Below are 23,753 nucleotides of genomic sequence, written 5' to 3'. Positions count from 1 at the left end.
CGTCGCTGGTCGGGTAGACAGGAGGCATGCCTTCTTCTCCCCACGCCGACGCCTTCACCTTCGCCGGCGACTGGTCCGGCCAGCTCGTCGCCACCGCCATCCATGCAGGTCACGACCTGCGTGAGGAGACGGCGGGGCTCGTCGTGCTCGACGAGGAGACCCGCCTGCGGGAGGAGGACCCGTTCACCGACGAGATCGCCGCTCGGTGCCCGGCCCGGCTCGTCGTGCACCGGTCACGATTCGAGGTGGACCTCAACCGTGACCGTGACGCCGCGGTCTACCGGCGGCCCGAGGACTGCTGGGGACTCGAGGTCTGGCGCGACTCTCCCCTGCCGGAGGACGTGACCGAGCGCAGCCTCGCCCTCCACGACGACTTCTACGCCCGGCTCGGCGAGCGGCTCGACGTGGTCGCCGAGCGGGGGCCGTTCGTCCTCTACGACGTGCACTCCTACAACCACCGACGCGACGGCGCCGACCAGCCGATGGCCGAGCCGGAGGACAACCCCGAGGTCAACGTCGGCACCGGGTCCCTCGACCGCGACCGGTGGGGTGGCGTGGTGGACGCGTTCATCGCGTCCCTGGCCGGTGCGGGGACTCCCGGCGGTGAGATCGACGTGCGCGAGAACGTGCGCTTCAAGGGCGCCCACCTCTCCGGCTGGGTCCACGAGCGCTACCCGGACCACGGTGTGGCGCTCGCGCTCGAGTTCAAGAAGACCTACATGGACGAGTGGACCGGTCGGCCCGACGCGGCCCGCATCGACGTGCTCTCCCGGGGGCTGGCAGGGACCGTCGACCCGGTGCTGCGCGCGGTCGCGGCCCTCGGGCGCGGCCGATGAGCCCGGGGCCCTTCTCCATCGCGGACCTCGCGATCGACCATGCGCTCGCCCAGACCGCCGGTGGCATGCAGTTCCTCCTCGACGTCACGCCGGTCAACGCCGACGAGGTCAGGCGCGCCTTCGTCGAGGGGGACGTCAGCGAGCCGCAGTTCACCTACCGCCCGCTCGAGGTGTCCCCGGACGTGCTCGCCAAGGCCCTCGAGAACATCGACGTGGCCGGCGTCGAGGACACGACGCTCGGGCACCTCCTGCGCGCCAAGCACCGTGAGCTCGGCCTGCAGATCGAGATGCTGCGCGCCCGGGACACCGACGACTTCAGTGCGCTGAGCATCGAGCTCTACGGAGCGGCCTCGCCCGAGCTGCGCAAGCAGGCGGAGAGCATCCTCGCGCGGGTGCACCGCACCGAGAGCGCCGGTGAGAGCCTGTCCGCGCCCCAGTTCCTCGAGCTGGCACAGCTCGAGATCGACCACTACCGGGAGGTCGACCCCGAGATCGACATCCACGCCGAGATGCGTGACGACGTCAACGGCGTCATGGTCAGCGGCAACACCCTCCTCATCGACAACGACGCCGTCGTTCAGCAGGCCCGCGCCAACGCCCTCATCCAGCACGAGGTCGGCACCCACCTCGTCACCCAGGTCAACGGCGCGGCCCAGCCCGTCCGGGTCCTCGGCGCCGGGCTGGCGGGATACGACGAGACGCAGGAGGGGCTGGCCGTGCTCGCCGAGATCGGGTGCGGGCAGCTCACACCCTTCCGGCTGCGGCAGCTGGCCGCGCGGGTGCTGACGGTCCACCGGATGCACGGCGGCGCCGACTTCGTCGAGGCCTGGCGGGCGCTGGTCGACGACGGCTTCCCCGAGAGCAGCGCCTTCACGACGACCATGCGCGCCTACCGCTCCGGCGGCCTGAGCAAGGACGCGATCTACCTGCGAGGGCTCGTCGCCCTGCTCGTCCACCTGCGCGGTGGCGGCGACCTGGACCTGCTCTGGCTCGGCAAGTTCTCGCTCGAGGACCTGCCCCTCATCCGCGAGCTCGACGAGCGCGGCGTGCTCCACCCCCCACGACTTCTTCCTCGGTACCTCGAGGACCCCGCATCGACCGAGCGGCTCGTCGCCGCGGCCGACCAGGCCGACGACGTCGCGCAGCTCATCAAAGGAGCAGCATGAAGATCGGCTTCGTCGTCAACGACGTCTCCAAGGAGTCCCCCGTCTACACCACCACCCGGCTGGCGATGGCGGCCACCCAGATGGGGCACGAGGCGTTCCTCATGGGCATCGGTGACTTCGCCTACGAGCCGGACGGGTCCCTGACGGCCCGGGCTCGCGGCGGCAAGGCCAAGAGCTACCGCTCCCTCGAGCGCTACCTCGACGACGTGCAGAAGCCGGATGTGGAGGAGCGCCTGCCGCTCGGTGAGTTCGACGTCGTCATGCTCCGCAACGACCCGGCCGAGGACGCCGAGGACCGGCCGTGGGCCAGCACCGCCGCCGTCGCGTTCGGCGAGCTCTTCGCCGGCTCGGGGGTCCTCGTCGTCAACGACCCGACGAACCTCGCCCAGGCGCTGTCCAAGGCCTACTTCCAGCACTTCCCGGAGGCCGTCCGGCCCCAGACGCTGATCTCGCGCGACGAGGACCGGATCGCCGGCTTCATCTCCGACCTCGGCGGCCGCGCCGTCCTCAAGCCGCTCCAGGGATCAGGCGGCAGCGGGGTGTTCCTCGTCAACAGCGAGGAGTCCCCCAACCTCAGCCAGATCATCGAGGCGATCGCGCGGGACGGGTACGTCGTCGCCCAGGAGTACCTGCCCGCGGCCAGCGACGGCGACGTCCGGATGTTCGTCATGAACGGCCGGCCGCTCGAGGTGGACGGCCGGATCGCCGCGTTCCGCCGCAAGAGCAGCAGCGACGACCTGCGCAGCAACATGTCGGCGGGCGGCAAGGCCACGAAGGTCGCCGTCACGGACGACATGCTCGAGCTCGTGGAGGCGGTCCGGCCCAAGCTCGTCGCCGACGGGATGTTCCTCGTCGGGCTCGACATCGTCGGCGACAAGCTCATGGAGGTCAACGTCTTCAGCCCCGGAGGGCTCGGGTCCTGCCAGCAGCTCTACGGCCACGACTACGCCCCGGCCATCATCGCGGACCTCGAGCGCAAGGTCGGCATCACGCGCCACTACCCCGACGAGCTGACCAACCTGCGCCTCGCCACGCTCTGAGCCGGGCGGGCACCGCACGGTGCACGGACGGCATACGAGGTCGTCATGGGGGCGAAGGTATGGATTGCACAAAACTTTGTGACAAACCATTGCTTTGCGGGGAGGCAGTGGGCAGGGTGCACGGTGGGGTCGCGAGGATGCGGCCCACGACCAGGAGGAACACGTGAACTCGACCTTCATGCGCAAGGCCGCCGCCATCACCGCCACCGCGGGATGCGCTGTGGCTGCAGCCGCCATGACCACCACCGCACCCGCCGGAGCTGCCCCGCTCGCCCAGGCGACGTCGTTCGTGGTGGCCCAGGGTGGCACCGGCACCGACAAGGCCGTCGCCGCCGTCACGGCCGCCGGTGGCACCGTCGTCCAGGAGTGGCCGCAGATCGGCGTCGTCATCGCCAGCGCGAGCGACGACACCTTCGACGACAAGGCACGCCAGTCCCCCGGCATCGTCGCCGCGGGCCCCTCGCGCGCGATGCAGGCCTACGAGCCCGCATCTACCGTTCCGGTGGACGGCACGGTCCAGGGCCTCGGTCCCGGCACCTCCGGTGGCGACGACACCGAGGAGCCGCTGTTCGCCAACCAGTGGCACATGCGCCAGATCGGTGCCGACAAGGCCCACCTCAAGACCGACGGCAACCGCGACATCACCGTCGGCGTGCTCGACTCCGGCATCGAGGCGGACCACCCCGACCTCGCACCCAACGTGGACGCCTCCCAGTCCGTCGACTGCACCGACCGCGGTGTCCCCAACCAGGACCCCAAGGCGTGGCAGCCCACCACGTCCGACCACGGCACCCACGTCGCCGGGACGATCGGCGCCGCCCGCAACAAGGAGGGCGTCATCGGTGTCGCCCCGAACGTCAAGCTCGCCTCCGTCAAGGTCGTCGAGGACGAGGGCTACATCTACCCGGAGTACGCCATCTGCGGCTTCATCTGGGCCGCGGACAAGGGCATGGAGGTCACCAACAACTCCTACTACATCGACCCCTACGCCCTGTGGTGCAAGTCCAACCTCGACGAGAAGGCCGCGATCCTCGCCGTCGAGCGCGCCCTGAAGTACAGCGAGAAGAAGGACGTCGTCAACGTCGCGGCCGCCGGCAACTCGGCCTGGGACCTCTCCAAGCCGATCACCGACACGGGCAGCCCCAACAACACGCCCGAGCCGACGCCGCGTGATACCGACCAGCGCTGCTACGACATGCCCACCGAGGTCGGCAACACCGTGACCGTCTCTTCGGTCGGCTCGACCGCCACCAAGTCGTACTTCTCCAACTGGGGCCGCAACGTCGTCGACGTCGCCGCTCCCGGTGGTGACTCGCGTGTCGGCGCCGACACCCCCTCCAAGAACGGTCGCGTCCTCTCGACCATCTGGAACGGTGGCTACGGCTACAAGCAGGGCACCTCGATGGCCTCCCCGCACGCTGCCGGTGTCGTCGCGCTGATCCGCGGCACCGACACGGCCATGAACGCCAAGCAGGCCATGAAGTCCCTCGAGCGCGAGGCCGACACCCTGGCCTGCCCCGAGTTCTACGACGCCAACCGTGACGGCGTCGACGACGCCACCTGCGAGGGCGGCGCCAACGGGTTCGGCTACTACGGTGCCGGTCTCGTCGACGCCCTGGACGCCGTCACCCCGTGACGCTCGTCCCCGGCTGAACAGCACGGCTGACGCAGCACCGCTGCACCGCTGCACCACGAGGCCCGTGTTCCCGCTCCGGGGGTACGGGCCTCGTGCCGTGCCGTGCCGTGCCGGGACCTCGGGCCGGTGCCTCGACCTGCTACCTCGGCGGCTACCGCACCGTAGGAGGGGGGATCACGCCGCTTCCTGTGCAGTAGGCAGCGGAGGAGGTCGTGCGTCAGAGGGCGGCGGCGTGCTTCTCGGCGATCTCGACGACGTTGGTGAGGAGCATCGCCCGGGTCATCGGCCCGACACCTCCGGGGTTGGGGCTGACCCACCCGGCGACCTCGGCCACGTCGGACGCCACATCGCCGGCGATGACGGAGCGTCCGTCGTCCTCGACGACCCGGCTCACGCCCACGTCGAGCACGGCCGCGCCGGGCTTGACCATGTCGGCCGTGATGAGCCCGGGCACGCCGGCGGCCGCGACGACGATGTCGGCGCGACGGACCTCGGCCGCGAGGTCGACGGTGCCCGTGTGGCACTGGACCACGGTGGCGTTCTCGGAGCGGCGGGTGAGGATGAGCGACAGCGGCCGTCCGACGGTGATCCCACGCCCGACGACGACGACGCGCGCCCCGGCGATCGGGACCTCGTAGCGGCGGAGCAGCTCGACCACGCCGACCGGGGTGCACGGCAGCGGCGCCTGCTGGCCCAGGACGAGCCAGCCGAGGTTGGTCGGGTGCAGGCCGTCGACGTCCTTCTCGGGGTCGACCTGGGCGAGGATCCGGTTCTCGTCGAGCCCGGTCGGCTGCTGCACGAGGAAGCCGGTGCACGCCGGGTCGGCGTTGAGCTCGCGCACGACGTCGAGGACGTCGTCGAGGCGGGAGTCGGCGGGCAGGTCGCGCCGGATGCTGGAGAGCCCGATGTCGGCGCAGTCCTTGTGCTTGGCGCCGACGTACCACGTGCTGCCCGGGTCGTTGCCGACGAGCACCGTGCCCAGGCCGGGGGTGATGCCGCGCTGAGCGAGGGTGGCGACCCGGCCGCGCAGCTCCTCCTTGATCGTCGCGAGGATCGCCTTGCCGTCAAGAGTCTGAGCCGTCACGTGGGCCATCCTCCCAGAGAGCCCCTCGACACCCGGAGCGCGGTCCGCACGTCGCCGCGACCCCGGTCGCGCACACCGCGAACCCCGTCGGCGATCCGGCGGCCCCGACGCGGCACCCCCCTCCGCCACGACGTGTCTTCGCCTTACCTGACGACGCAAAGACACCCCCCTGCGCTCCCGGTGCCGACGCAACGGGCCTGCGCGTCATCAGCTGACGCGAATGGGGGTGTCTTTGCGCCAGCAGGTGGGGCAAAGACACGTCTCGGGGCGGGGTCTATGCGCGCGGGACCGCCCGGGCCAGCGCGGCCAGCGCGGCCGGGAAGCACTCGGCCGGCGGCGTCACGAGCCCTGCACCGACCTGACCCGTGCCGGCGACGCGACCGGCCATGCCGGTGTTGATCTGCGGCAGGATGCCGGTCCGCGCGACCGACACGACGTCGATGCCGGTCGGCGTGCCCCGGAAGTCGAGGATCGGCACCTGGAACATCGGGTGCTCGCCGTGCGTGATCTCGTACATCGTCTGCGTCGCCCGGAGCGCGAACGCGACGTCGCCGCCGACGAACTTGACGATCGCCGGGGCCGCCGCCATGGCGAACCCGCCGATGCCGCCGGTCTCGGTGATCGCCGAGTCGCCGATGTCGGGGTTCGCGTCGTCGGGGCCGTAGTCCCCGAGGAACAGCCCCTCGGGCGTGTTCGCCGGCCCGGTGAACCACTCGTCGCCGGTCCCCGACACCCGGATCCCGAAGTCGGTGCCGTTGCGCGCCATGGTCGTCACGAGGGACGAGCCCGGTATGCCGTGCGCCGCCATCGTGGCGAGCTTGCAGGCCGGCATACCGAGGTTGAGGAAGAAGTGCTCGTTGGCGCCCGAGAAGCGCACCGCCTCGGCGATGTCGGTCGAGCTCGCGTCGGCGGTGATCATCCCCGGGAGGAGTTCGCGCAGCAGCATGAGCGAGCCGGCGCGGTTGCGGTTGTGACCCTCGTCGCCCATCTGCAGCATCTGCGCGAGGATCGACGTGATGTCGAACGGCCCGGTCGACCGCACCGACTGCTGGAGGATCGGGCCGAGGACGTCGGTCATCCAGTGCAGCCGGTCGACGACCTCGGGCCCGTAGGCGCCGTAGCGCAGCACCTTGCCCAGCCCCTCGTTGAGGGAGCACCAGGACCACGCGTCGTGGACCTCGTCGCGCAGGCCGTACATCCACATCGACGGCGACACGACCCCGGCCATCGGACCGACCGCGTCACGGTGGTGACAGGGCTCGAAGGTGAACCGGCCTGCGGCGAGGGCTTTCTCGGCCTCCTCGGCCGTGTCGGCAAGGCCCTCGAAGAGCACCGCGCCGATGAACGCCCCTCGCAGCGGACCGGAGGCACGCTCCCAGTCGATCGGCGGACCGGCGTGCAGGAAGGTGCCGCGCTCGAGACCCAGCGCGTCCTTGGCCTGCTTGACGTCGCACAGCTTCGCGGTGGACGCCGTCATGCGGGCGTATGCCGTCGCGTTGGCCTCCGCGCGGCGCACGTCGGCCAGAACCCGGGCCAGGTCGGCCTCGGTGCCCTCCATGGGCGGCTGCCAGTCGGCCTCGGTGACGGTGACGGCCTGCCCGCGCAGGGCGTCCGCGAAGAGCGAGACCCCGGCGGTGGCCACGGCGGGAGACTCGACGGCGAGCAGTCCGCGCAGGGGTGCGGTCGCCGAGGTGGGGGTCGTGGTCATCGCGTGCTCCCGAGGAAGGACAGTGCGTGCCGGGTGGCATCGCGGTTGGACAGGAAGACGGAGGCACCGGCCGCGGCCAGGGTCTCGCAGGTCGCGGTGAAACCCTGGGGGTCTCCCTCGGTGCCGGTGACCGAGACGACGACGGGCAGCTTCCGCGCGGTTCCCGACCCGTTGGTCGATTGTTGCTCGGATCCGGCGACGGCCTTCGCGGCGCGGATGGCGTCGGACAGCTCGCCGGCGGGGTCCGCGTGGGCGCCGTGGCCGAGGACGAGGTCGAGCAGCAGGACACCACAGGTCGGGTCGGCGGCCTCGGCCGCGATCCGCTCCATCCGCAGGCTCGGGTCGATCATCGGGTGTGCCCGGCCCTGGGTGAGGCCGTCGTCGCCGAAGTCGATGACGAGGTGACCGTCGTCGCGCAGGTCCGAGCCGAGCGCGAGGTCGTCACGCAGCGGGATGTTGGAGCGGATGTCGCCCAGCGACTCCGCTGCGAGGAGCATCGCGTCGTCGGCGAGCGTGCCGCCGCAGAAGAGTCCCCGCAGGGACCCGCTGACCGAGGCGGGCTCGGGGTCGTCCGAGGCCACCCACGAGGGCCACACCGGCACGTCACGGCCCTCGGCCTCGAGCACCGCCTCGAGCGCGGAGGTGAGGTCGGGACGACCCGCGCCGAGCGTGGCCCAGCGGACCGGAAGTCCGAGCCCAGCGGCATACGTCTCGAGCTCGGCCAGCACCTCCTCGTCCGGCGGCTTCGACACGACGACGACCGAGGTCGTGGCGGGGTCGGCGGCGAGCGCGGCGAGGGCCTGGCGGGTGGAGCGGCCGCCGACGGCGGAGGTCAGGTCGCGCCCACCGACTCCGAGGCAGTGCGAGATCCCGACCCCGGCGGCGTCGAGGAGGCACATGAGCTGCTGCGCTCCCGTCCCGGAGGCGGCGACCATGCCGATCGGCCCGGCCTCGACGACGTTGGCGAAGCCGAGGGCGACGCCACCGATGACGGCGGTGCCGCAGTCGGGACCCATGACGAGCACGTCGGCGTCGGCAGCGGCGTCCTTGAGGAGGATCTCGTCCTCGACCGGGACGTTGTCCGAGAACAGCATCACCGAGGCGCCGGCGGCGATGGCGTCGAGGGCCTCGGCCGTGGCGAACCGCCCGGGAACCGAGATGAGGGCGAGGTCGGCTGCCCCGGCGCGCAGGGCGCCGCCGACCGTCCGGGGGGACGGCGCGTCACCGAACCCGCCGCTCGAGGGGGTCGACCGGGCGGCGAGCGCGCCCTCGGCGGCGGCCAGGCCGGCGGCGACCCCCGCGTCGTCGGCGCCCCGTACGGCGAGGACGAGGTCGTTGGGCCCGGCGCCGTCCGGGATGTCGAACCCCATGCCGGTGAGGACCTCGACGTTGAGCTCGGTGGCCATGGCCACCTGCGCCGCCTCCACCCCCTCGACCTGGGCCACGGTGCGCGAGACCTGGAGCAGGGTGACGGAGTCGTGGTACGCGCCTCGGCGTACGTCGACGTGGGTGAGGCTCACGACAGGATTCCTTCCGGCTGGGGACTGGTGGCGGCGTGGCGAACGAGGTCGATGCCCTCGAGCAGCCCGGCGCCGGAGGTGTGACCGATGGCGAGCACCTGCTCACGGGAGCGTTCGGCGTCCGGGAACCCGGCCACGACGGCGGTGACGTGGTCGACGACGCAGGACACGGCATACCCGTCCTGAGCGGCCAGGAGCAGGGACGCCGACAGGCTGGTGGTGCGCTCCAGAGGGAGGCTCGCGGGCAGCGGGACGCCGAGGGCGCGCGCCCCGAGGAGGGCGCCGCACAGGACGTCGTCCGCGCGCGGGGTGAGCCCGTGACCGCGACCGACCTCCGCCAGGAGCGGCTCCCAGTCGACGACGTGTGCGGCTGGTGCCGCGCTCGCGACCCGCCGGGGTCGCCACGACCGCACGACCCGTATGCCGTGCGTCGGCAGTGCGACGACGTCACCGCCGACGCGGACCACGTCTCCCGCCTCGAGGCCCCACGGGTGGGGTGAGGGGGTGGCGAGGCGGACGGCGGTCGGCAGGACGAGGGCGTCGCTGGTGACGACCGCGACCACGTCGGCGTGGTCGGCGTCCCGGTCGGCGAGCGCGAGATAGAGCGCCGTGGGGAAGGCGGCGAGCACGACGGCGCGCCTCACCCGGCCCGAGACCAGTCCCCGGACGAGCGGCGACACCGCGGCAGGGATGGTGGGGAGCACCCTTGCAACGCTAGCCAGCGCCGCTAGGGTGGCCGGATGGTAAATGTTGCCAACGATCTGTCCCCTCTGGCTCAGCACTTGCCATCCACAGACTCCGGCGCGGACGACCCCACGGCCACCGTCGCCGCGCTTCGACGGGTCGTCGACCACCAGGCCGAGCTGCTGCGTCGCGAGGACGAGGTCAACCGCATCCTCGTCCAGACCGTCCTCGCCGGTGGCTCCCTCGACGACCTGTGCGAGTCCCTGGTCACCCTCTTCCCCGGCGTGGCCCTCGTGACGACGACCGACGGCCGGATCGTGGCCCGGGCCGGGTCGGAGGAGTCGCTCGCCGAGGTCATGGCCCTCGAGTGCTTCGACCGGACGGGCCGGCTCATCGTCGAGGAGGAGCCAGTGGGCGTGCGCTCGGCGGGTGCGACGAGGTCCGAGCGGACGATGGTGCGGATCGTCGCCGGCAGCTCCGACCACGGGCTCCTGGCGGTCTTCACCCCGCAACGGGTCCTGACCGTCACCGACGTCCACGGACTCGAAAGGGCGGCGGCCGTGGCGGCCCTGGCGATCACCAAGAACGCGGCGGTGGCTGCGGTCGAGGGCAAGTACCGCGCCGAGTTCCTCCGGGACACGCTGGTCGGTCGGGTCGGCTCCCCCACCGAGGCGATCGCCCACGCCGCGGCGCTCGGGTGGAACCTCGACCGCCGCATGGTCGTCGTCGTCGCCGAGACCGACGAGGACGACTCGCACACCTCGCGCGCCAGCGACGAGGTCCGCTCGCTGCAGGACCGGTTCGTCCGTGCGTGGGTGCAGGCCGTCCGCACGCGCGAACCCCAGGCGCCCGTCGCGGGCTTCAGCCAGGAGGTCGTCGCCCTCATGCCGGCCCCGTGCGGTGGCGAGGGCGACCACGACGCCGTCATGCGGTCGGTCGGCGAGATGGTCAAGATCGTGCGCGGTGACGGCGGCGGCGGGCGCCGCACCTTCTCGACAGGGGTGTCACGTCCGGTGGACTCCGTGGCCGACATCCCTCGGGCCTACGCCGAGGCGCTGCGGGCCGTGGCGGTCGGGCGGCAGATGCAGGGCGAGTCCGCGGTCATGCACTTCGACGGGTTGGGGATCTATCGGCTGCTGTCGCTCATCCCGGACACGGCCGACCTGCGGGCCTTCGTCGACGAGGCCCTCGGTGCGCTGGCGACCGACGAGCAGCCCTCGTACGCCGACCTGCGGCAGACCCTGCAGGTGCTGCTCGACACCAACCTCAACGTCGCCGAGACCGCCCGCATCCTCTTCTTCCACTACAACACGCTCCGCTACCGCATCGCCAAGCTCGAGCAGATGCTCGGTCCCTTCACGACCGACCCGCAGCTCCGGCTCACGCTCGCGCTCGCCCTGCGGATCCGCCAGATGCGCGGCGTCTGACCCAGCCAGCCCACCACCGCGCCTCCGCGCCTCCGCGCCGGCACCGCGTGGATGAGAGGTCTCTCATCCGCGCCTCACCAACTCCTCACGTCCCTCGCATGGACTGCTCCCCACGCACCAGAACCGGTGCGGCGCCCGCGGGGAGGGGAGCCGGAGTTGCGACACGACGACCAGCCGTTCCGCGTCCTGCTGTACTCGCACGACTCCGTCGGGCTCGGGCACATCCGTCGCAACTTGGCCCTCGCCCACGCGCTGGTCGCGGACTCACAGGCCTTCGGCGGCCGCCCCGTGACGGGAATCCTCCTCACCGGCGTCGGTCACGAGGCCGAGCTGGACGTGCCCGCCGGCTTCGACGTCGTCCTGCTGCCGGGCATCTGCAAGGGCACCCTCGGCTACCGGCCGCGGCACGTCCGGGTCCCGATGGACGACCTCATCGGCATCCGGGAGCGCGTCGCCCAGGGGGTGGTGCACGGCCTCACCCCGGACCTCATCGTCGTCGACCGCCATCCCTTCGGCGTCGACGGCGAGCTGCGCGACGCCCTCCTGCAGACCCGCAGGGCGCGGCCCGGGACGACCATCGTGCTCGGCCTGCGCGAGGTCCTCGACGGCCCGGAGACGGCGGCGCTCGAGTGGGCCGCCCTCGGTGACCTCACCCGGGTGACGGAGATCTTCGACGAGATCTGGGTCTACGGCGACCCTGCCGTCCACGACGTCCGGTCCACCGGCGAGCTGCCGGCGGAGCTGCACGGGCTCGTGCGCCACACGGGCTACCTCGCCGCCGACCGACACTGGCTCCCCGAGGCCCAGCCGACGGAGCAGCCCTACGTCCTGACGATGGTCGGCGGCGGGAGCGACGGACACGCCCTGGCGCACGCCGCCGCCCGGGCCACGGTCCCGCACGGACACCACCACCTCGTCGTCGCCGGCCCCCAGATGCCGGCTCGCGACCTGGCCGACATCCGGGCCGTCGCCGCAGCCGGCACCACCGTCATCGCCTCCGTCCCGGACGGGCTGGCGACGATCCGCCGGGCCAGCGCCATCGTCTCGATGGCGGGCTACAACACCGTCTGCGAGGTGATGAGCACGACCACCCCGGCCCTGCTCGTCCCACGCCACGCCCCGCGCCTGGAGCAGCTCATCCGCGCCCGGGCCCTGGCCGCAGTCCGGGCCGTCGACGTGCTCGACCCCGGTGACCTCACCCCCGCCCGGCTCACCGAGTGGATCGCGGGGGCCGTCTCCCGGACCCAGGACCGCACCGCGGTCGACCTCGCCGGACTCGCCGGCGTCGCCCGACGCGTCGACGCTCTCACGATCGCCGCCACCCACGAGGAGCCCACCCGTGTCGCCGTCTGAGACCGCCCTCAGGAGCACGGTCCCGACCACCGTCCGACGAATTCCCCGCATCGGGTACGTCCTCAAGGTCTACCCCCGGTTCTCGGAGACGTTCGTCGTCACCGAGATCCTCAGCCGCGAGGCGGCGGGCGAGGACCTCGCCATCTTTGCGCTGCGTCCCACGACCGACGCCCGCTTCCACCCCGAGATCGCCCGGGTGCAGGCCCCCGTCACGCACCTGGCGAAGCCGGTCAAGCTGACCGACGCGTGGATCGTGCTGCGCGAGGCCACCGAGACGCGACCCGACGTCGGGGTCCGCCTCTCCGGACTGCTCCCCCACCTCGCGCGGCTCGACCCGGCCGAAGCCATGCAGGGGGTCCAGCTCGCCCTGCGCGCCTCCGAGCAGGGCATCACCCACCTGCACGCCCACTTCGGCTCGATGGCGGCGCGGGTCGCCCGGGTCGCGAGCGGCATCGCGGACATCCCCTTCTCGGTGACGACGCACGCCAAGGACCTCTTCCACGAGGACGTCGACCCCGCTCTCCTGCACGACGTCCTGCGGCACGCGGACCACGTGGTGGCGATCAGCGACTTCAACGCGACCCACCTCGTGCGCCGCTTCCCCGACGTCGCCGACCGCGTCGTCCTCATCCGCAACGGCCTCGACCTCACCCGCTTCCCGTATGCCGACCCGGCCCCTCTCGCGGGCCCCCTCAAGGTCGCTGCCGTCGGGCGTCTCGTCGAGAAGAAGGGGTTCACGCACCTCGTCGAGGCGGTGCGGGTCCTCGTCGCCCGCCCCGGCCGGCAGCGCCGCGTCGAGGTGCGGATCGCCGGTGACGGGGAGCTGCGCGACGAGCTCGCCGCCCAGGTCGTCGCCGCCGGGCTCACCGGCACCGTCGAGCTGCTGGGGCCGCGCAGCCAGGACGAGGTGCGTGACCTGCTCACCTGGGCCGACGTCATGGTCGCGCCCTGTGTCGTCGGGGCGGACGGCAACGCCGACGGGCTGCCCACCGTCCTCCTCGAGGCGATGGCGATGGGCGTGCCGGTGATCGCCAGCGACGTCACCGGCATCCCGGAGGCGGTGCAGCACGACGTCACCGGGCTGCTCCTGTCGGCGACCCGGCTCGGCGTGGGTGACGTCGGCGAGCTCGTGGAGGCGCTCGAGGCCGTGGCCGGTCCGGGTCTGCCCCGGGTCGCCCTCGCCCGTGCGGCGCGCCAGCTCGTCCAGACCCACTACGACACGACGGACCAGGCCCGGCGCCTGGCCGCCCACCAGCAGGGTGCCGCCCTGCTCGTGGGCTGAGAGGAGACCTCGATGCGCGTCGCGTACCTCAGCGCCGACCCCGGCGTCCCCGTGTTCGGCACCAAGGGGGCCTCCGTCCACGTCCAGGAGGTTCTCCGCGCCTTCCGGGCCCGCGGCGACTCGGTCCGGCTGTATGCCGCCCGCACCGGCGAGCACGTCCCTCCCGACCTCGTGGACCTCCCCCTCGTCCACGTCCCGGTGGACGGCGACCACGGGGGTGCGGCCGGGTCCCGCGAGGAGCGCACCGCGCGGCGCGAGCAGCGCCAGGCCGCGGCCTCGCTGGCGATGGCGACCCTGGTCGTCGACTCGGACGCGGAGCTGGCCTACGAGCGCTACTCACTCTTCTCCACCGCCCTCGCCGAGGTGACCGTGGCGCTCGGCATCCCCGGGGTCCTCGAGGTCAACGCTCCGCTCATCGACGAGCAGGCCGTCCACCGGCACCTCGTCGACGGCGACGCGGCCCTGCGCACCCTGCGGACGCAGGTCGGCGCCGCCTCCGTCGTGGCGTGCGTGTCCGAACCGGTCGCGCAGTGGGTGCGGACGCACTGCCCGGACGCCGGAGCCAAGGTCCGCGTGGTCCCGAACGGGGTCAACACCCGCCGCATCAGGCCCACCGTGGCCCCCGACGACGGTGACCCGGTCGTCCTGTTCGTCGGCACCCTCAAGCCGTGGCACGGGGTCGAGGTCCTGCTCGACGCGGCAGTGCTCGCCCGGGAGACCTGGCGGGTGCGCATCGTCGGCGACGGCCCCGAGGGGCCGGCCCTCGCAGCGCAGGCGGAGCGTCTGGGACTCGAGGTCGACTTCCGCGGCGCCGTCGTCCCCGACGACATCCCTGCCGCCCTCGACGGGGCCACCGTCGCCGTCGCGCCCTACCCGGTCCTGGACGGCTCCGGTCAGTACTTCTCCCCGCTCAAGATCTACGAGTACGCCGCTGCCGCACTCCCCGTCGTGGCCTCGGCCGTCGGGCAGGTCCCGAGCATCGTCCAGGACGGCATCACCGGTCTGCTCGTGCGGCCGTCGGACCCCGGGTCCCTCGCGGCCGCCGTCGACATCCTCGTCAAGGACCCGGCCCGTGCCCGGGCCGTGGGCCGGGCGGGCCGGGTCATGGTCGAGACCGAGCACTCGTGGGACGCGGTCCTCGCACGGGTCCTGACCGGCATACCCCGAGCCGGCGAAGCCGGGCACGGACGCACGAGAGGAGCGGCCGCATGAGCTCGAAGCCGGCAGTGGACGGTCCCGCCCTGCGGCGCACGATCGGCCTCGTCCGCCCGCACCTGCGCGACCACGCCACCCTGCTCGGCGGTGGCGCCCTCGCACTCGTGTTCGAGGTGGTCTTCCGTGTGCTCGAGCCCTGGCCGGTGAAGTTCGTCGTCGACGCGGTGACGCGCTCGCTCGGTGCGCAGCTCGCCAGCCCCGGACCGCGTGCCAGCCTGCAGCTGCTCGTCGCCTGCGGGTTGGCCACCGTGGTGCTCGTCGGGCTGCGGGCGGTGTGCAGCTACCTCGCGACGATCGCCTTCGCGCTCGCCGGCTCGAGGATCGCCACCGAGCTGCGGCAGCGTCTCTTCCGGCACGTCAACCGGCTCTCGCAGGAGTACCACTCGGTGACCCGCAGCGGTGACCTCGTGCAGCGCGTCGTCGGTGACGTCGGCCGGCTCCAGGAGGTCGCCGTCACGGCCGGGATGCCGTTGCTCGTCAACGTGTTCACCCTCGTCGCGATGTCCGTCGTGATGTTCTGGCTGGACCCGCTGCTCACCCTCGTCGTCGTGGTCTGCGCCCTGCTCTTCCTGCTGCTGTCACGGGTGAGCACCCCGAAGATCACCCATGCGTCGCGCAGGACGCGCAAGGCCGAGGGCGACCTCGCCAACATCGCCCAGGAGACGATCGGGGGGATGCGCGTCGTCCAGGCGTACGGCCTGGAGCTGGCTCTCGAGCAGCAGTTCAGCGGCCGCAACAGCTCCTCGCTCAAGGAGGGGGTCCGTGCGCGCCGGCTCGCTGCCGCCCTCGAGCGCAGCACCGACCTCCTCGTGGGGGTCGCCACCGCCGCGGTGCTCGTGCTGGGTGGCCAGCGAGTACTTCAGGAGGCGATGTCGCCGGGAGACCTCGTCATCTTCCTCACCTACCTCAAGACCGCCATGAAGCCGCTGCGCGACCTCGCGAAGTACACCGGGCGGATCGCCCGTGCCGCGGCGTCCGGGGAGCGAGTCGCCGACGTGCTCGACGTGCAGCCCGCCATCACGAGCCCGTCGGATCCGGTGAGGCTCAGCCGTCTCGACGGCAACGTGCGGCTCGCCTCGGTGACCGCGGGTCATGGCGACGACCCCCCGGTCCTGCGTGACCTCTCCCTGCACGTGCCCGCCGGACAGCGGGTCGCCGTGGTCGGGCCGTCCGGAGCGGGCAAGTCGACCCTGACGAACCTGCTGACCCGCATGCTCGACGTGCGGTCGGGCAGCGTCCGGATCGACGGGTTCGACGTGCGCGAGCTCCACCTCGAGAGCCTGCGGTCCCAGGTCGCCGTGGTTCTCCAGGAGTCGGTGCTCTTCACCGGTTCGGTCGCCGACAACATCCGCCACGGGCAGCCGGGGGCGACCGACGAGCAGGTCCGGTGGGCGGCGCGGAAGGCCCGTGCCGACGAGTTCATCAGGGCACTGCCCGGCGGCTACGAGACGCAGGTCGGCGAGCGTGGGGCGACCCTGTCCGGCGGTGAGCGGCAGCGGGTCGCGATCGCGCGCGCCCTGCTGCGTGACGCGTCGGTCGTCATCCTCGACGAGGCGACGTCCGGCCTCGACGCGGAGAACGCCGGTGCCGTGCGTGAGGCGATCGACCGGCTGACGCAGGGCCGCACCACCATCGTCGTCACACACGACGAGCAGACCGCACGCGAGTGCGACCGCATCGTCTGGATCGAGGGCGGGGGCATCCGGTGGGACGGTCCCCCCGACGGGCAGCTGCCCGAGGGCGCGGCGCTCACCGGGGCGTCGTCGACGCTCGCCCCTGTCGCGGGGGTCCGGGCGTGACTCCAGTCCTGACGAGCGAACGGGTCACCGCCGACCTCCTCATCGACCGGGCCCGGCTGTCGGAGGTGCTCGGGCGCGAGGTGCACGCGTGCCGACTGCGCTTCAAGCCCTTCCTCTCGACCACCGCGGTCCTCGCCGTCGACGGCGGATCGGCTGTGCCGCACTGGATCCAGGTGAGCCATGACGCGCACGGGCACAAGGTCGTCAACGCCGTCCGGCGTGCCGTGGAGCGCGGGCAGCGGGTGGAGGTGCGCCACGTCGACGGCCTGACGGTGGCGCTCGGCGCCCTCGACACCGACCCCCGGCTGCAGCGTGGCCTCGACGTCCTGCGCACCTGTCACCCGTCGGTCGCCGGGGCCCTGGCGGTCGGTGAGCTCGAGGTGCTGCGCTACAACCCGCGGCGGCGGCTGGTGCTGCGTCGACGGCTGCCCGGCGACGAGTGCGAGGCCGTCCGGGTGACGGCCCACAAGCAGCACGGGTTGCGCCGCGCACTGGCCGCGCTCAGCGCTGCTGGTGTCCCCGTCGTCGAACCGCTGCCCAGGGAGTCCGGGCCGACGTCCCGCCGAGTCACCGTGTCGCCCTGGTTCGGACGTGGCGACCTGGCGCAGCTGGCCAGGAGGACCGACCCCGGCGACGCCACCGCTGCCGCCGGGGCGGCCGGTGCCGCCCTGGCCCGCCTGCACGGCTCCCGCGCACTCCGCACGACGCTGACGGACCCTGCGCTCACCCTGTCTACGCTCGTCACCGACCTCACCGCGCTGGACCCGGACGCCGCGCACCGGATGGGCGAGCTGGCGGGCCGGACCGCTGCGCGCATCGCCGCCGGGCACTGGCCCGTCGGCTCGGTCCACGGGGACTTCTCGGCCGACCAGGTCCTGGTCGGTGGACGGGGCGAGGACCCGGTGCGGCTCATCGACTTCGACCGTGCGGGTCGTGGAGCGCTGCTCTCGGACCTCGGCAGCTTCGTCGCCGACGAGCTGGTCGGGATCTCGCGGGCCTCGACGTCACCCGACCCGGCCGATCTCGAGACCCTGCCGCTCACCGCTGCCCTGCTCTCGGGGTATGCCGCCCGTCCGGGTGCCGTGGCCGTCCCACCGGACGGGTTCGGACTGCGAACCTGGGTGGCCCGCGCGCTGCTCACCCGGGCCACCGAGCCGTTCCGCTCCGCCGACCCCGACTGGCTCGCCGCCATCCACCGGCGCCTCGACCAGGTCGAGGAGGTGCTGCGGTGAGCGACCCCGGACCCGGCCCCGGGCCCGTGCCGTCGGTGATCGACATCGAGGGCGACACCCTCGTCGTGGGCCGGGCCTGGCCCCGACCAGTGCGGGACGGGGACAGGGTCCTTCTCGTCGAGGGCCGGGACGGCGCTGGGCGGCTGCGCGCCGGTCGGCTCGACCTCCGGCGTTCGGGCACCGGCTGGGCCGTGACCGGGTCCCGGGTCCCTCCCCCGGGCGAGGACTCCCGCCTGCCCGGCCTCGCCGAGGCGGCCGCTGCCGGCACCCTCGTCGTCCATCGCCACGGCCGGCGCGCCGTCGTCCGGCTGGACACCACCTACGTCAAGCTCGTCCGACCCGGCGTCGGGGAGGTGGTGGCCCGGGCGGCCACGCACGGGCGCGCACTCGCCCGGGCAGCAGGCTTCGACGCCCCGACCGTCGAGGAGGTCGGCGATGCGCAGGTCACCTTCGGCGCACTGCCCGGGCCGAGCCTGCACGAGCTGGGAGCGCGAGTTCCGACCGGCGAGTGGGCGCGCTGGTGGGGGCTCTGGGCCGCAGCCTGGCCCGCGCTCGCCCAGCCAGCCGCAGTTCACGCGGGCGCCGCGAGCCTGCCCCGGCACTCGCCCGCGGACGAGGCCGCCGTCGTCCGGCGCTGGGTCCAGCACGTCACCGACTTCGACGCCCTGCCCGAGGACGCGCGCCGCCGGCTCGGCCAGCGCGCCGACGCGGTGGCCGACGCGCTGGACGTCGACCCTGCCCAGCAGCCGGTCGTGAGCCACCGCGACCTGCACGACAAGCAGGTGCTCGCCCACGCGAACCGGCTGGGGCTGCTCGACTTCGACATGGTGGCGCTGGCCGAGCCCGCGCTCGACCTCGCCAACCTCTTCGTCCACGCGGGACTGCGCGCCGACCAGGGCCACTGGTCACCCTCGCACCGCGACATCGCCCAGCGAACGGTGCTCGCCGTCGCCGCGCGGATGGGGGTCGACCTCGGCCGGTTCGAGACCTACGCCGAGGCCTCGCGGGTGCGCCTCGCCTGCCTGTATGCCTTCCGACCGGGCCATCGCGACCTCGCCCTCGGCTGGGCCGGCACCGCCCCTGCGCCGCGTCAGTCGGCGAGCCCGAGCCCGCGACGTCCGATCTCGTTGAGCTGCTCGGGCCGGAACCGACCCTCCCACTCGCGCTCGTAGTGCTCCTCCGGGAAGTCGCTCGGGCTGGAGCCGGTGAGGAACGCCTCACGGACGCTGCCGGCATACGCCTCGTTGCGGGGGCACCACGGCGCGGCCGGATGTACATGACGTTGCCCCAGCCGACCTGGTCCTCGACCTGCGCGACGGAGTGGATGAGGTCGCAGTGCCACCAGACGGTGTCACCGGCCTGCACGTCAGGGATGCCGGACACCGCCTCGTGGGCGACGAGATCGGGCGACACGTCGGTGAGCCGGGCTCATCCTCGGCGTGTCACCCGATCTCGACGTCGGAGGTAGGGAACACGGGTGTCAGTCGGTAAGTCCGAGCCCGCGACGTCCGATCTCGTTGAGCTGCTCCGGCCGGAACCGACCCTCCCACTCGCGCTCGTAGTGCTCCTCCGGGAAGTCGCTCGGGCTGGAACCGGTGAGGAACGCCTCACGGACGCTGCCGGCATACGCCTCGTTGCGGGGGCACCACGGCGCGGCCGGATGTACATGACGTTGCCCCAGCCGACCTGGTCCTCGACCTGCGCGACGGAGTGGATGAGGTCACAGTGCCACCAGACGGTGTCACCGGCCTGCACGTCGGGGATGCCGGACACGGCCTCCATGAGCAGCGGGTGCCACTTCCACGTGATGGGGAAGGTCTGGTTGTGCGCGACGCCGCAGAGCTCGTCGTCGGGCACGTCGTCGAGCAGCGGCCGCAGCATGAGGTAGGCCATCGCCTCGGGGATCGGCACCGTGTGGAGGACGCCCTGGTCGTGGCCCATGTCGGACAGGGCGGTCCAGCCCTGGAAGGTGCGGAAGGCCGAGCACATCGTCGAGGCGGGGTAGTTCACGGCCTCGGTGCGGTGCGCGGCGTTCCACGGGTCGTAGCTCTCGACGTCACCGGCGAACAGGTGGCGGAAGACCTGCTGGTAGCCCTCGGTCATGAACAGGTCGATGCTGCCGGTGTCGACGTGGGTGCCGAGGCCGGCGGAGTCGGTGCCCGGCGGGCGGCGGCGGATGCGGTCGGGATAGAGCGAGTCACGGTTCGGGTCGAACCACTGGCGGCCCTCGGACTCGTGCGTCCACCGGCTGTTGAGGAAGCCCTGCACGGCGGCCATCCGCGGGCTCTGGCGCGCCTCCATCTGCGGGACCGACCAGTAGATCGGGTAGATCTCGGGCGTGCTCTCGACGCTGGCGAAGAAGTCGTCGGCCGGGCCGGTGTAGGTCTCGAAGAACCTGTTGCGCTCGACGTAGTCGACGATGTCCCGGTCCCACTGGAGCGCCTGCTCGTGCTCGAAGGTGCCCCGGACGACGGCGCAGCCCCGCTCCTTGACCTTGGCGGCGAGCTCGGCAGGGACGGTGCCGGCCTCGATGTCCGCGAAGTCGAGAACCGGCCACACGCTCTCGCCGGCGGCGCGCTCGGCCTTGATCTTCTCGACCTTGAGCGCGATGGACGCCTCGAGCTCGGCGAACACCTCCTCGACGGTGCGGCCGCTCGCGGCGATGCGGGCACGTAGGGCCCGCTTGACCTCGACGACGGCGCCGGTGACGTCCTCTGGCTTGCTCTCCCAGTGAGGCAGGGGCGGGATCTCGGTGTGCGCGGTCATGGGGTGCCTTCCTGAGCGGCCTATTGTGAGGAGTCCTGACTGAACCTGTGGCTGCCGAGACTAGTGCAAATCTCTGCTAGTTTGCAAGGAGTCCTAACGAAAGGTGTGCGGTGACCACCGACCTTCCCTCGCTCGACCTGCTGCGCTCGATGAGCGACCGGCACGTCCTCGCCGCGGTGTCGCGAGCCGGCCGGCTGACCCGCGCGGCAGCGGCCACGGCCACCGGCCTGTCGAAGCCGACCGTGTCGCAGAGCGTCGGCCGCCTCCTGTCCTCGGGCGTGCTCGTCGAGGCCGAGCGGACCACCGGAGGGCGCGGCCGCGCCGGCACCTACCTCACCGTCAACCACGCCGCCGGCTGTGCCGTGGCCGTGCAGGCCGGCCCTCGCGGGGTCGTCGGCGAGGTCGTCGCCCTCGACGGCCGCACCCTCGCCACCCGACGCCGACCCGTCGAGGTCCCCGTCAGCACGGGCGCCCTGGGGACGGCCCTCGTCGAGGTGTGCCGCGACCTGGCCGCCGACTCCCCCGGCCCGGTCCGGGTGCTCACCCTCGCCGTCGCCGACCCGGTCGACCGACGCTCGGGTCGGGTCGTCGAGCTGCCCGCCAGCCCCTTCCTCGTCGGCGATCTCGACCCGGTCGCCCTGCTCGAGGACGTCGTCCCGGTGCGGCCCGTCGTCGACAACGACGTCAGCTGGGCCCTGCTCGCCGAGCGTGAGCACGGCGTCGCCGCAGGCGTCGAGGACGTGCTCCACCTCTACCTCGACGAGGGGATGGGTGCCGCGATGAGCAGCGGCGGCCGCCCGCTGCACGGGGCTCGCGGCCTGGCCGGCGAGATCGCCTACTCCCGCACGTCCGTGCCGACCGCCGGTCGCCGGGCCCCTTCCAGCAGCGGCACGCTCATGGAGTGCGTCGAGGCCCTCGGCTACCTCCGCGACGGCACCAGGGCCATCGACGTCGAGGCCCTGCTCGACGACCTCGACCGCGGCGTGGGACAGGCACGCACCCTCGCGACAGCCGTCGGCGAGGTCGTCCGTGCCCACGCCTACCTGCTCGACCCCGAGCTCGTCGTGCTGAGCGGACGGTGGGGACGGCACGCCGAGGTCGTCGAGGCGGTGACCACCGCCCTGGCAGACGCCCGCGGCGTCCAGGCCGGGGTCGCGCTCGCCGAGGTGACCGACGACGCCCCTCTCGTGGGGGCCCGCACCCACGCGCTCGGCGAGTTGCTCCGGACCTGGTCTCCGGGGCCCGCCGACGTGCCACGATGACGCGAGCGACAGCGGTGTGACACGGCCGAGCCGACGTGCCAACGACCTCCCCGTGCCACTGTCACTGTTTGACGAATGTCCCCGAGGACGCCGCCACTAGCGTCCTCGTATCCGATGACGGTGCGACCCCCACGCCGTCCGTGTGAGGAAGGCTGGCAGATGGCGCTTGGACTTGGTTGGAAGGTGAAGGAGGGCACGCTCGGGCCCGACGACGTCGTGGCTCCGCACGAGCGCCTCGACTGGGGTCGCACCGTCGGCCTCGGCGCCCAGCACGTCGTCGCCATGTTCGGCGCGACGTTCGTCTTCCCGCTCGTCATGGGCCTCAACCCGCAGCTCGCGATCATGATGAGCGGTATCGCGACGATCGCGTTCCTGCTCATCGTCCAGGGTCGCGTCCCCAGCTACCTCGGCACGTCCGCAGCGTTCGTCGGCGGGGTCGCGGCCATCCGCGCCCAGGGCGGCGACTCCTCCGAGGTCACCGGCGCCATCCTCGTCGCGGGACTCGTGCTCGCACTGGTCGGCCTGGCGATCCACTTCCTCGGCTCGGCGATCCTGCACAAGGTGCTGCCGCCGGTCGTCACCGGCGCCGTCGTCATGCTCATCGGATTCAACCTCGCGCCTGTCGTCGCCAACATCTACTGGCCGCAGGACCAGTGGGTCGCACTGCTGACGATGCTCTTCACCATCGTCTGCGCGGTGGCCTTCAAGGGTTTCATCAGCCGCATCGCGATCTTCCTCGCGCTCATCTTCGGGACGCTGCTCTCCTGGGTCCTCGACCGCACCCTCGGCCAGATCAACTCCGTCCTCGGCGGCGCGACCGAGCCGACCGACCACTTCCGCTGGAACACCGACGGCATCGGTGACGCCGCCTGGATCGGCTTCCCGGCCAAGACCGTCTTCAACTCCGACGGGTCCGAGGTCGCCGGCTGGCACACGCCGAGCTTCACCACCGCCGCCATCCTCCTCGTCCTGCCCGCTGTCATCGCCCTCATCGCCGAGAACACCGGACACGTCAAGGCCGTCGCCGAGATGACCGGCGCCAACCTCGACAAGGACATGGGTCGCGCCATCGGCGCCGACGGCGTCGGCACGATGCTCGCGTCCGCGGTGGGTGGCTCGCCCACGACGACCTACGCCGAGAACATCGGGGTCATGGCCGCCACGCGCGTCTACTCGACGGCCGCCTACTACGTCGCCGCCGTCGTCGCGATCCTCTTCGGCCTCTCGCCCAAGTTCGGTGCGCTCGTCGCCTCGGTCCCCGGCGGTGTGCTGGGCGGCATCACGGTCGTCCTCTACGGGATGATCGGCCTGCTCGGAGCCAAGATCTGGAAGGAGAACGGCGTCGACTTCGCGAACCCGATCAACCTCGTGCCGGTCGCCGCGGGCATCGTCATCGGCATCGGCGACGTCAAGCTGAAGTTCAGCGAGGACTTCACCCTCAGCGGCATCGCCCTGGGCACCATCGTCGCCATCGGCGCCTTCCACCTCGCCCGCACGCTGGCCCCGGCCGACCTCCGCCGCCGTGCCGACGGCCCGGGCTCGGGCGGTCTCGGTGGCACCGCGATCGCCGCCGGCGACCGGGTCTACGGTGACGAGGACGGCATCGACGACCTCTACCAGTCCGGCTACCCGGGCGACCCGGGCGACCGCGGCCCGGACCGCGACCGCGACCGCCGCAGCTGAGACCTCACGCCGCCCCGCCCGGGGCCGACTCGGGCGGGGCGGCGGCATTCCCCCAGACAG

General features: G+C 72.5%; 19 protein-coding genes and 1 pseudogene. 13 read left to right on the top strand and 7 right to left on the bottom strand.

Translation table 11 applies throughout. The features are described 5' to 3' along the window. The first annotated feature begins 26 nt into the window (after positions 1-26). The 4 genes from ACOJV9_RS04525 to ACOJV9_RS04510 all read left to right on the top strand — a co-directional run bounded on the left by ACOJV9_RS04525 (position 27) and on the right by ACOJV9_RS04510 (position 4,678). Entirely contained in the window at positions 27-836 is an 810-nt protein-coding gene (locus tag ACOJV9_RS04525; RefSeq protein WP_420183988.1) for an N-formylglutamate amidohydrolase, read from the top strand. Then, positions 833-2,002, top strand: a complete 1,170-nt coding sequence (locus ACOJV9_RS04520; RefSeq protein ID WP_420183987.1) for a peptidase MATCAP family protein — start codon at positions 833-835, stop codon at positions 2,000-2,002. Before ACOJV9_RS04525 ends, ACOJV9_RS04520 begins: the two co-directional genes overlap by 4 nt. Next, positions 1,999-3,042, top strand: coding sequence for a glutathione synthetase (locus ACOJV9_RS04515; protein WP_420183986.1), 1,044 nt, complete (start codon positions 1,999-2,001; stop codon positions 3,040-3,042). Before ACOJV9_RS04520 ends, ACOJV9_RS04515 begins: the two co-directional genes overlap by 4 nt. A gap of 163 nt (positions 3,043-3,205) precedes the next feature. Then, the gene (locus ACOJV9_RS04510; RefSeq protein WP_420183985.1) at positions 3,206-4,678 is read left to right on the top strand and encodes a S8 family peptidase; all 1,473 of its coding nucleotides are present in this window, start codon (positions 3,206-3,208) and stop codon (positions 4,676-4,678) included. Positions 4,679-4,895: 217 nt separating this feature from the next. Here the strand turns inward: ACOJV9_RS04510 and ACOJV9_RS04505 are convergent, their stop codons facing one another. The 4 genes from ACOJV9_RS04505 to ACOJV9_RS04490 all read right to left on the bottom strand — a co-directional run bounded on the left by ACOJV9_RS04505 (position 4,896) and on the right by ACOJV9_RS04490 (position 9,694). Next, positions 4,896-5,762, bottom strand: a complete 867-nt coding sequence (locus tag ACOJV9_RS04505; RefSeq protein ID WP_420183984.1) for a bifunctional methylenetetrahydrofolate dehydrogenase/methenyltetrahydrofolate cyclohydrolase — start codon at positions 5,760-5,762, stop codon at positions 4,896-4,898. A 274-nt stretch (positions 5,763-6,036) separates the two neighbouring features. Then, entirely contained in the window at positions 6,037-7,470 is a 1,434-nt protein-coding gene (locus ACOJV9_RS04500) for a YlbE family protein (protein WP_420183983.1), read from the bottom strand. Beyond that, positions 7,467-8,990 carry an FdrA family protein gene (locus tag ACOJV9_RS04495; protein ID WP_420183982.1) on the bottom strand — a complete coding sequence of 508 codons (1,524 nt, stop codon included), beginning with the start codon at positions 8,988-8,990 and terminating at the stop codon, positions 7,467-7,469. The genes ACOJV9_RS04500 and ACOJV9_RS04495 overlap by 4 nt, the downstream gene beginning before the upstream one ends. Continuing rightward, entirely contained in the window at positions 8,987-9,694 is a 708-nt protein-coding gene (locus ACOJV9_RS04490) for an oxamate carbamoyltransferase subunit AllH family protein (protein WP_420183981.1), read from the bottom strand. Before ACOJV9_RS04490 ends, ACOJV9_RS04495 begins: the two co-directional genes overlap by 4 nt. A gap of 78 nt (positions 9,695-9,772) precedes the next feature. Between ACOJV9_RS04490 and ACOJV9_RS04485 the strand changes: the two genes are divergently transcribed. From ACOJV9_RS04485 to ACOJV9_RS04455, 7 genes are all read left to right on the top strand, one after another. Further along, positions 9,773-11,101, top strand: coding sequence for a PucR family transcriptional regulator (locus tag ACOJV9_RS04485; protein WP_420183980.1), 1,329 nt, complete (start codon positions 9,773-9,775; stop codon positions 11,099-11,101). 156 nt (positions 11,102-11,257) lie between these two features. Then, positions 11,258-12,454, top strand: coding sequence for a glycosyltransferase family protein (locus ACOJV9_RS04480; protein ID WP_420183979.1), 1,197 nt, complete (start codon positions 11,258-11,260; stop codon positions 12,452-12,454). Then, positions 12,441-13,736: a glycosyltransferase gene (locus ACOJV9_RS04475; protein WP_420183978.1), complete on the top strand. Its 1,296-nt coding sequence runs from the start codon at positions 12,441-12,443 to the stop codon at positions 13,734-13,736. The genes ACOJV9_RS04480 and ACOJV9_RS04475 overlap by 14 nt, the downstream gene beginning before the upstream one ends. A gap of 12 nt (positions 13,737-13,748) precedes the next feature. After that, positions 13,749-14,948, top strand: a complete 1,200-nt coding sequence (locus tag ACOJV9_RS04470) for a glycosyltransferase family 4 protein (RefSeq protein WP_420183977.1) — start codon at positions 13,749-13,751, stop codon at positions 14,946-14,948. Continuing rightward, on the top strand, positions 14,945-16,750 hold the full coding sequence (locus ACOJV9_RS04465) for an ABC transporter ATP-binding protein (protein WP_420183976.1): 1,806 nt from the start codon (positions 14,945-14,947) through the stop codon (positions 16,748-16,750). The genes ACOJV9_RS04470 and ACOJV9_RS04465 overlap by 4 nt, the downstream gene beginning before the upstream one ends. After that, positions 16,747-17,982, top strand: coding sequence for a phosphotransferase (locus tag ACOJV9_RS04460; RefSeq protein ID WP_420183975.1), 1,236 nt, complete (start codon positions 16,747-16,749; stop codon positions 17,980-17,982). The genes ACOJV9_RS04465 and ACOJV9_RS04460 overlap by 4 nt, the downstream gene beginning before the upstream one ends. Then, the gene (locus tag ACOJV9_RS04455; protein WP_420183974.1) at positions 17,979-19,154 is read left to right on the top strand and encodes a phosphotransferase family protein; all 1,176 of its coding nucleotides are present in this window, start codon (positions 17,979-17,981) and stop codon (positions 19,152-19,154) included. Before ACOJV9_RS04460 ends, ACOJV9_RS04455 begins: the two co-directional genes overlap by 4 nt. On the opposite strand, the gene ACOJV9_RS04450 is transcribed toward ACOJV9_RS04455, so the two are convergent. From ACOJV9_RS04450 to ACOJV9_RS04445, 3 genes and pseudogenes are all read right to left on the bottom strand, one after another. Then, positions 19,073-19,324, bottom strand: a complete 252-nt coding sequence (locus tag ACOJV9_RS04450; protein ID WP_474544199.1) for a YbiU family protein — start codon at positions 19,322-19,324, stop codon at positions 19,073-19,075. The genes ACOJV9_RS04455 and ACOJV9_RS04450 overlap by 82 nt on opposite strands. After that, positions 19,265-19,395, bottom strand: a pseudogene (locus tag ACOJV9_RS16690) (YbiU family protein); the annotation flags it as partial. The pseudogene ACOJV9_RS16690 and the gene ACOJV9_RS04450, both read right to left, overlap by 60 nt. Before the next feature lie 15 nt (positions 19,396-19,410). Continuing rightward, positions 19,411-20,748 (bottom strand): YbiU family protein, encoded by a 1,338-nt coding sequence (locus ACOJV9_RS04445; protein WP_474544196.1) that lies wholly within the window; start codon positions 20,746-20,748, stop codon positions 19,411-19,413. Positions 20,749-20,858: 110 nt separating this feature from the next. On the opposite strand from ACOJV9_RS04445, the gene ACOJV9_RS04440 reads away from it, so the two are divergent. Together ACOJV9_RS04440 and ACOJV9_RS04435 are read left to right on the top strand one after the other, a co-directional pair. Then, complete coding sequence (locus tag ACOJV9_RS04440; protein WP_420183973.1) at positions 20,859-22,010, top strand: ROK family protein; 1,152 nt, start codon at positions 20,859-20,861, stop codon at positions 22,008-22,010. Between the two features lie 159 nt (positions 22,011-22,169). Next, positions 22,170-23,693, top strand: a complete 1,524-nt coding sequence (locus tag ACOJV9_RS04435) for a uracil-xanthine permease family protein (RefSeq protein ID WP_420183972.1) — start codon at positions 22,170-22,172, stop codon at positions 23,691-23,693. Positions 23,694-23,753 lie beyond the last annotated feature (60 nt).

Origin of the sequence: Knoellia terrae (assembly GCF_048606435.1) — a bacterium.
Taxonomy (GTDB): Bacteria; Actinomycetota; Actinomycetes; order Actinomycetales; family Dermatophilaceae; genus Knoellia; species Knoellia terrae.
Note: the sequence above shows the minus strand (reverse complement) of the source record. Positions and strands in the feature narration are given on the sequence as shown.